This window comes from Micromonospora sp. NPDC049799, assembly GCF_040656655.1.
Classification (GTDB): domain Bacteria; phylum Actinomycetota; class Actinomycetes; order Mycobacteriales; family Micromonosporaceae; genus Micromonospora.
Window position 1 is genome coordinate 1 of sequence record NZ_JBFAMU010000923.1, and the last position, 1,038, is coordinate 1,038.

Sequence of the window (1,038 nt, forward strand, 5' to 3'; positions counted from 1 at the left end):
CCGTGGCCGACCGCGCCGCCGCGACCCGCCGCGCCGAGGCGGACGCGGCCCGGCCGTTCGACCTGTCCACCGGCCCGCTGCTGCGCTCCTCCTGCTACCGGGTCGACGACGAGACCCACCTGTGGCTGCTCGACGTGCACCACAGCGCCTTCGACGCCTGGTCGCTCGGGGTGTTCTGGCGTGAGTTCGCCGCGCTGTACCAGGGCCGCCGACTGCCCGAGCCCACCGTGCGGTACGCCGACTACGTCGCCTGGCAGGAGCGCTGGCTGGCCTCGCCGGAAGCGGCCGAGCAGCGGCGGTACTGGACGGACCGGCTCGCCGGCGCCGCGCCGGTGGTGGAGCCGGGCCGCTCGACCGGTGCGCCGGGGCAGGCCGGGTTCTCGATACCGCTCGCTCTCGGCGGGCTCGGACCGGCCCAGGTCGAGGAGGTGGCCCGCGCCTGCGGTTCGACGCCGTTCGGTGTGCTGCTCGCCGGCTTCCTCGCCACGCTGCACCGGATGACCGGCGGCGCCGACGACGTCGTGGTCGGTGTCCCGATGGCCGGCCGGGGCCGGGCCGGCACCGAGGAGCTGATCGGTTACGTGGTGAACACCGTGCCGCTGCGGATGCGGTTCACACCCCGGATGAGTTTCCGGGAGCTGGTGGAGCGCACCGACGCGGCGCTGGCCGAGGCGCTGTCCCGGCAGGACCTGCCGTTCTCCGAGATCGCCGGCGGCGTCGCCCAGGGCGGGGACGCCACCGAGAACCCGGTCTTCGAGACCATGTTCGTCCTGCAGTCCACCCCGATGGACGACGGCGGCGCGATCGACGGCCTCGAGATCACCGAACAGCTGATCCACTCGGGGACCGCCAAGATGGCGTTGACCTGCACGCTGCGGCTGGACCCCGGGGGAGTCACCGGCGAGGTGGAGTACGCCACCCGCCGCTTCGACCGCCCGTCCGCCGGCCGCTGGCAGGACGCCCTGGTCACGCTCCTCGCGTCGGCGGTGGCTGACCCGTCGGCGCGGCTGGCCGAGTTGCCGCTGCTGGCGCCCGCCG

At 74.8% G+C, this 1,038-nt stretch carries 1 protein-coding gene; it reads left to right on the top strand.

Annotated features, from left to right (window positions below):
- Positions 1-1,038: condensation domain-containing protein (locus AB0I76_RS30670; protein WP_357042843.1), on the top strand; the 1,038-nt coding region annotated here is incomplete at both ends.